Source organism: Mesorhizobium sp. M7A.F.Ca.CA.002.09.1.1 (assembly GCF_003998555.1).
In the GTDB taxonomy this organism is placed as follows: Bacteria; Pseudomonadota; Alphaproteobacteria; order Rhizobiales; family Rhizobiaceae; genus Mesorhizobium; species Mesorhizobium ciceri.
Genome location: NZ_RZRR01000223.1, coordinates 1 through 6,938, shown reverse-complemented (window position 1 = coordinate 6,938; position 6,938 = coordinate 1). Strand labels below are relative to the sequence as shown.

The following is a 6,938-nucleotide window of genomic DNA, read 5'->3' as shown; positions in this document are numbered from 1 at the left end:
GAGCTGGCCGGGCTGAAGTGCAGCGACTCCATCATCGATGGCGAGGTGGTGGTGCTGGCCGACAGCGGCGTCTCGTCTTTCGCGCTGCTGCAGCAGGACCTGTCGGCGAAGCGGACCAATCGCTTCATCTATTACGTGTTCGACCTGATGCGGCTCGATGGGCAGGATCTTCGGCGCGAGCCGCTGGTCGAGCGTAAGCAGGCCTTGCAGGAACTGCTCGGCGAACAGTCCGACAATGCGGCGGTCCGCTTCAGCGACCATTTCGCCGAACCCGGCAAGATCATGCTGGAGCATGCCTGCCGGATGGGCCTGGAAGGCGTCGTCTCCAAGCGTGCCGATGCACCCTACCGCAGCGGCCGCGGCCCGACCTGGGTCAAATCGAAATGCACGGCGCGGCAGGAATTCGTCATCGGCGGCTACCTGCCGTCGGACAAGACCGGGCGCGGACTGCGCTCGATCCTGGTCGGCTTCCACGAGGGCGGCAAGCTGCATTATGCCGGCCGCGTCGGCACTGGTTTTTCGGGCAAGGGCGCCAATGAGCTGAAGGCAAAACTCGATGCGTTGACGGCAAAATCATCGCCCTTCGCCACCGCCGTGCCGAAGGGCAAGGGCCTGGTCTGGGTCAAGCCTGAACTTGTCGGCGAAGTGGAGTTTCGCAGCTGGACCTCGGACCGTATAATACGCCACGCCTCGTTCCAGGGGTTGCGCGAGGACAAGCCGGCGGAGGAAGTCGTGCAGGAAAAGCCCAAAGCGGCGACAGGCAAGCCATCGACAGGCAAGAGCACGGCCAAGCCGGCATCAGGCGGCAAAGCCGCCGGGTCGATCACGACCACGGTCAAACTCTCGCATCCCGACAAGCTGCTGTGGCCGGACGAAAACATATCCAAGCAGGGCCTGCTCGACCATTACGCACAGGTTTGGCCGCGCATGGAACAGTTCGTGGTCAACCGGCCGCTCAGCCTGGTGCGGGCGCCGGACGGCGTCGGCGGCCAGCGTTTCTTCCAGAAGCATGCCTCGGCTGGCATGAGCGACAAGATCGCGCGCATGAAGGACCCGACCGACGGCGAGGAAATCCTGTTCATCCGGGATTTCGATGGTGTTGCCGCACTGGTCCAGTATGGCGTGGTCGAGATCCACATCTGGGGGTGCACGATCGATGAGATCGAGAAGCCCGACCAGATCATCTTCGATCTCGATCCCGATGAAGGTGTCGACGTGAAGGCGGTGCGCGAGGCGGCACTCGATATCCGGGGCAAGCTCGACGAGCTGTCGCTGCCGAATTTCGTCAAGACCTCGGGCGGCAAGGGCTATCACGTGCTGGTGCCGCTGAAACCGGCGGCGGATTGGGATGCGGTGAAGGGCTTCGCCCATGACTTTGCCCGCGCGTTGGAGCAGGGTGCCCCCGATCGCTACACGGCGACGCTGTCGAAAAAAGCGCGCACGGGAAAGATCTTCGTCGACTATCTGCGCAACGGCAGGGGCTCGACGACGGTCGCGCCCTATTCCTCGCGCGCCAAGAAAGGCGCCACCGTGTCGATGCCGGTGACCTGGCCAGAGATCGAGGCCGGCTTGCCGCCGAACGCTTTCCCGATCGGCGACAAGACGACGCTGAAGCAGCTGGCGAAAGCCGATCCGTGGAGGGAATTTTTCAAGCAGGGGAAGGCGTTGAAGCGGGGGTAGTTCGCGCAATTTGCCAGCGCAGCGATCCTTCGCGCCCCCTCTGGCCTGCCAGCGTGACGAAATCAGCGTCGGCTCCTCAGCTCAGAAACACCTTCTCGAAAGCCTGCTTGCCCGGCAGCGAGAAAATCACCGCGCGGCTGTCCTTCTCGCGGCGCGCCCATTTCTCGGCAAGGATCTTGTCGAGGATGGCGGCGCCCAGCGTGCCGGCGAGGTGCGAACGGCGCACGCTCCAGTCGAGGCAGGCGCGGCATACCGGCCGGCGCGGCTTGGTGTAGACGTCGATGCCGATCGCGGCGAAATGCGAAGCCGCCGATGGCCCGAGCCTGATCTCTTGTTCGTCGCGGACCAGTACGTTCTTGGCGACGAGCCGGTCGAGCATCGCCACTGCCTGCTCGCCGGCGAGGTGATCGTAGCAGACGCGCGCCACGCGCATCGCTGCATCGCGCGGACCCGGCCGCACACGCTTTGGACCGACGGCTTCCGCGACGCCTGTGATGGCTTCGATCATGCCCGCCACCTGCGGTCCGGCGAGGCCGTAATAGCGATGCCGGCCCTGGCTCGCCACCGTGAGCAGCCCACCTTCCATCAGTTTGCCCAGGTGCGAGCTGGCGGTCGGCAGCGAGACGCCGGCCTCGAGCGCCAGCTCGCTTGCCGTCAGCGCCGTGCCGCCCATCAGGGCATTTAGCATGTTTGCCCGTGCCGGGTCGCCGACCAGGCTGGCGATGCGGGCGATGTCGGGTCCTTCGCGCATAGTTCGTTCCTCATCGAAGCGTTCTTGTCAGATAATCACTATTCTCCGGTGAGATCAAGGAGACGACGATGGCCGCACGAACCGCTTTCCCCTCAGCCCCGCTCCACAGCCGTCGGTTCTTCCCGTTCGTCAGCTGGTTGCGTTCGCGGCTGCTGGCCCGCTGGTATGACCGCCATCTGCAGCGTCTCGACCTTGCCGAGATCGACGACCATCAGCTGCGCGACCTTGGCCTGACGCGGCAAGACGTGCGCCGCGAATGCGCGAAGTCCTTCTGGCAGCCCTAGCAGACCAGTCGGCACGACGTTTCGATGTCGTTCAAACTATTGACGCAGCCCCGAGGAGACCACAATGACCATCACCTGCTTCATCCGCTACGAGATCGACCCGTTCGGCAAGGCGGCCTTCGAGGAGTATGCGCGCAACTGGGGTCAGGCCATTCCGCGCTGCGGCGCCGATCTGATCGGCTATTACGCGCCGCATGAGGGCTCGGCGACGACCGCCTATGCGGCCTATAACATCGAAAGCCTGGCCGCCTACGAAGCCTATCGCGCCCGGCTTGCCGCCGATCCCGCCGGCAAGGCAAACTACGAGTTCGCCAAACGCGAGAGATTCATCCTGAAGGAGGATCGCATGTTCCTGAAACTGGCCTCAGGCCCGCACGCGAAACTGGTGCTGCCGTGATTGCCGTCATCTTCGAGGTCGAACCGGCGGAGGGCCGGCGCGATGCCTATCTGAGCATCGCCGCGGACCTGCGTCCGCTGCTCGACGGCATTGACGGCTTTCTCTCCATCGAGCGTTTTCAGAGCCTGGCCGATCCGAACCGCATCCTGTCGCTGTCGTTCTGGCGAGATGAGGAAGCCGTGAAGGACTGGCGCAACACCGAGGAACACCGGCAGGCGCAGAAGGCCGGTCGCGGCGGCATCTTTGCCGGCTACCGATTGCGCATCGCCCATGTCGTGAGGGACTATGGGCTGACGGAAAGGGACGAGGCGCCGGCCGACAGTCGGGCGGTGAATGGGTGAGTGAGGCTACTCACGCATTCCCGATCAGCACGCCGGCCGCGAACACCAGGGCGCCGCCCAGCACCACCTGGAAGGCGGCGCGCAGGAAGGGCGTCTGCATGTAGCGGTTCTGGACAAAAGCGATCGCCCACAATTCGAAGAACACCACCACCGCGGCAACCCCGGTCGCCGTCCAGAAATGCGGAATGAGATAGGGGAGTGCATGCCCGAGACCGCCTAGCGTCGTCATGATGCCGACGGTCAGACCGCGCTTGAGCGGCGAGCCGCGGCCCGACAGCTTGCCGTCGTCTGAAGCGACTTCGGTGAAGCCCATCGAAATGCCGGCGCCGATCGAGGCGGCAAGCCCGACCAGCAGCGTCTGCCAGGTGTCATGCGTGGCAAAGGCGGCAGCAAAGATCGGCGCCAGTGTGGACACCGATCCGTCCATCAGCCCGGCCAGCCCTGGTTGCACATAGGTGAGGATGAACTGGCGCTGCTCGGCGGCGGTCTCTTCATCCTTCACTTCGCCCGGCACATGTTTCTGCTCCAGCCGCTGCGCCAGTGTCTCATGGCCCAGTTCGGCCACCGCCAGATCGTCGAGCAGTTTTCGCGTCGAGGCATCCGCCGTGCGCTTGGCAGCCTCGACATAGAAAAGGTAGGCTTGCCGCTCCATCGCCTCGGCCTGGCTGCGCACGTGCTCGATGCCGAGCGGCCGGACCAGCCAGTCGGGCTTGCGCTCGTAATAGCCCTTCACATGTTCGCGCCGGATCAGCGGAATGCGCTCGCCGAAACGCTTGCGGAAAAGCTCGATCAGCGAATCGCGATGGCCATCCTCTTCCTCGGCCATCTCCTCGAACACTTTTGCCGATTGCGGGAAGTTTTCCGTCAGGCCGTCGGCATAGGCCCGATAGATGCGACCGTCATCCTCCTCGGACGAAATGGCCAGCGCCAGGATCTCCTGTTCGGAAAGCGATTCGAAGGGGCGGCGGCCGAAGCCGAAAACACGGGAAAGCATGAGGAATTCACCCTAGTTTAGAATAGTTCTAAACTAGGGCTCAAGGTGCCTCCGGTCAATTGCGCGCTTGGGTCGCGGTCAAGAATTGTTGAAGCTCGCATGCCGGGCCGACCCCTTCATTATCAGTGAATGTTCACCTATATAATTCAACCCAGCCAGAACAAGGAACCCGCAGATGACGGCAAAACAGCCTCCGCATCCCTATGACCCAAAGCCCGTTCTCGATCTCATCGCCAGCATCGAGGCCGATCTGCAGCGCCTGAAAGGCCTGGTCGAGCAGCAGGTCGAGAAATTCGACCCCGCCAATCCGCACAACAAGGCGCCGGACGGCAAACTGACCGAGGAAGGCGTCGAGTGCTGCTACCGCATGTTCGACGAGGGCAAGTCGCGCTATTCGGTCGCCCAGCAGATGAAGATATCCTTTGCCGCCGCCAGCCACCGCTTCAACAACTGGCGCAAGCTGGGCGGGAGCAAGAGGCAGAGGACGCTGTTGGGGTGAAACTCGTGAGACGGCGGCGGGACGGCGCCCCCCTCTGTCCTACCGGACATCTCCCCCACGTGGGGGAGATTGTCAGCTTCATTAGGTGTGCCCCTTCTTCAACGTTGGAAATTGGCGAAAGCGGATACCCAGCCGATCTCCCCACCCGTGGGGAGATGTCCGCAGGCCAGAGGGGGGCGTGCAGCCGAGGCGTTGGCGACCGTCTCGCTAAACCTTGTAACGGTCACATTTTTCCCATGGTGCGCCGCCTCCCTTTGCGGGCATCATGGAAAGACCCCTGTCCACTGGACCTCACATGACCGCCACCACCCCTCCCGGCATCGCCGACATCCACGCCGCCGCCGCGCGTCTCGCCGGCCTGATCGTCGAAACCCCGTTGATCGAATCGCAGGAGCTGAACAAGCGCTTCGGCGGCCGCATCCTGTTCAAGCCGGAGACGCTGCAGCGTACCGGCTCGTTCAAGTTCCGTGGTGCCTACAACAAGCTGTCGTCGCTGAGCGACGAAGAACGCAGCCAGGGCGTCGTCGCCTTCTCGTCGGGCAATCATGCGCAGGGTGTCGCCGCTTCGGCCGCGATGTTCGGCGTCAAGGCGGTCATCGCCATGCCTTCAGACGCGCCGGCGATGAAGATCGCTAACGTCCGCAAGATGGGGGCGGAGGTGGTGCCGTTCGACCGCTTTCGCGACGACCGCATGAGCGTGGTTCGCCCTTACGTGGAAAGAGGCATGGTGCTGGTGCCACCCTTCGACGACCCGGCCATCATTGCGGGCCAAGGCACGATCGGCCTCGAATTGATGCGCCAGGCAAAAGCGCTTGGCGTCGACCTCGACGCGGTCGTCATTCCCTGCGGCGGCGGCGGCCTGACCAGCGGCATTTCGGTTGCCGTCAAGGACGCCTCGCCCAACACTGCGGTCTGGGCGGTGGAGCCCGAGCATTTCGACGACACCCGCCGGTCGCTGGCCGCCGGCGCCAGGGTGTCGAACGAACCCGGCCACGCGTCGATCTGCGACGCGATCCTGACCGCGGAGCCCGGCCTGATCACCTTCGAGATCAACCGCAGGAACCTGGCAGGCGGCATCGCCGTTTCCGACAAGGCGACGGCACAGGCGATGCGCGACGCCATGGCCTATCTCAAGCTGGTGGTCGAGCCCGGCGGCTGCGTGGCGTTGGCGGCGCTGTCGTCGGGCGAGATCGAACTGTCCGGCAAATGCGTTGCCGTGGTGCTGTCCGGCGGCAATGTCGATTTCGGCACGTATGCCGGGATCATGGCCGCGGCTTGAGACGGGATGTCCAAAGGATCCGACATGGATCTGAGGCAGGTTTCGCCTTGGATCACTCCTCGCCCGCCTCCAAATCGTCGCCGGGCTGAACATGGTCATCTACCGCCCGCTCACGCGTTCTGAGCTGCCCGACGATACGGCATCCCTTGCCCGCACTCTCATCGGCAAGATCGTGGTGCGCGAACTGCCCGAAGGCATCGCCAGCGGCCGCATCGTCGAGACCGAGGCCTATGTGACCGGCGATGCCGCCGGGCACGGCTACCGGGGCCAGACGCCGCGCAACCGTTCGTTGTTTCTCGAGGCTGGGCACGCTTATGTCTATCTCGCCTACGGCATCTCCTACATGCTCAACGTCTCGAGCGAGATGCCAGGGGTCGGAACCGGCGTGCTCATCAGGGCGCTCGAGCCGCTCGAAGGCATTGCGCTCATGCGGCTCAATCGCGGCATCGAGCGCTTGCGCGACCTTGCGCGAGGACCGGGAAGGCTAGCCCAGGCACTGCGGATCGATCGTTCGCTCGACGGGCTCGATCTTTGCCGCAAAGGCCCGCTATGGCTGGCAACCGACGAGCATCAAGGCGGCGACATCGCCCAAGGCATCCGGATCGGCATTACAAAGGATGCCGATCGCCCGCTGCGGTTTTACGTCAAGGGGAGCGCCTTCGTCAGCGGCCCGAAATCGCTCAACGGTTAGTGGCAGTTATAAACCATGGAGA

Annotated in this window: 9 protein-coding genes; 7 read left to right on the top strand and 2 right to left on the bottom strand. The window is 63.9% G+C overall.

Annotated elements, in window-relative coordinates:
- The coding region (ligD, locus tag EN994_RS12450; protein ID WP_127307560.1) for a DNA ligase D at positions 1 to 1,680 on the top strand (1,680 nt) is incomplete at its 5' end.
- Between the two features lie 76 nt (positions 1,681 to 1,756).
- On the opposite strand, the gene EN994_RS12445 is transcribed toward ligD, so the two are convergent.
- On the bottom strand, positions 1,757 to 2,431 hold the full coding sequence (locus EN994_RS12445; RefSeq protein WP_013528648.1) for a winged helix-turn-helix domain-containing protein: 675 nt from the start codon (positions 2,429 to 2,431) through the stop codon (positions 1,757 to 1,759).
- A 68-nt stretch (positions 2,432 to 2,499) separates the two neighbouring features.
- Between EN994_RS12445 and EN994_RS12440 the strand changes: the two genes are divergently transcribed.
- The 3 genes from EN994_RS12440 (at position 2,500) to EN994_RS12430 (ending at position 3,453) form a co-directional block, all read left to right on the top strand.
- Positions 2,500 to 2,715 carry a DUF1127 domain-containing protein gene (locus EN994_RS12440; RefSeq protein ID WP_063169647.1) on the top strand — a complete coding sequence of 72 codons (216 nt, stop codon included), beginning with the start codon at positions 2,500 to 2,502 and terminating at the stop codon, positions 2,713 to 2,715.
- 64 nt (positions 2,716 to 2,779) lie between these two features.
- A complete protein-coding gene (locus EN994_RS12435) occupies positions 2,780 to 3,112 on the top strand; it encodes an NIPSNAP family protein (protein WP_013528650.1) in 333 nt (110 codons plus the stop codon).
- Entirely contained in the window at positions 3,109 to 3,453 is a 345-nt protein-coding gene (locus EN994_RS12430) for an antibiotic biosynthesis monooxygenase (protein WP_013528651.1), read from the top strand. Before EN994_RS12435 ends, EN994_RS12430 begins: the two co-directional genes overlap by 4 nt.
- 10 nt (positions 3,454 to 3,463) lie before the next feature.
- Here EN994_RS12430 and mbfA read toward each other — a convergent pair whose 3' ends face one another.
- Positions 3,464 to 4,447, bottom strand: coding sequence for an iron exporter MbfA (gene mbfA, locus EN994_RS12425; protein WP_013528652.1), 984 nt, complete (start codon positions 4,445 to 4,447; stop codon positions 3,464 to 3,466).
- A gap of 175 nt (positions 4,448 to 4,622) precedes the next feature.
- Between mbfA and EN994_RS12420 the strand changes: the two genes are divergently transcribed.
- The 3 genes from EN994_RS12420 to EN994_RS12410 all read left to right on the top strand — a co-directional run bounded on the left by EN994_RS12420 (position 4,623) and on the right by EN994_RS12410 (position 6,916).
- Positions 4,623 to 4,946, top strand: coding sequence for a hypothetical protein (locus EN994_RS12420; protein ID WP_024502197.1), 324 nt, complete (start codon positions 4,623 to 4,625; stop codon positions 4,944 to 4,946).
- Between the two features lie 295 nt (positions 4,947 to 5,241).
- Entirely contained in the window at positions 5,242 to 6,225 is a 984-nt protein-coding gene (locus tag EN994_RS12415; protein WP_027161221.1) for a threonine/serine dehydratase, read from the top strand.
- A 91-nt stretch (positions 6,226 to 6,316) separates the two neighbouring features.
- Positions 6,317 to 6,916 (top strand): DNA-3-methyladenine glycosylase, encoded by a 600-nt coding sequence (locus EN994_RS12410; protein WP_063169646.1) that lies wholly within the window; start codon positions 6,317 to 6,319, stop codon positions 6,914 to 6,916.
- The last annotated feature ends 22 nt before the right edge of the window (positions 6,917 to 6,938 follow it).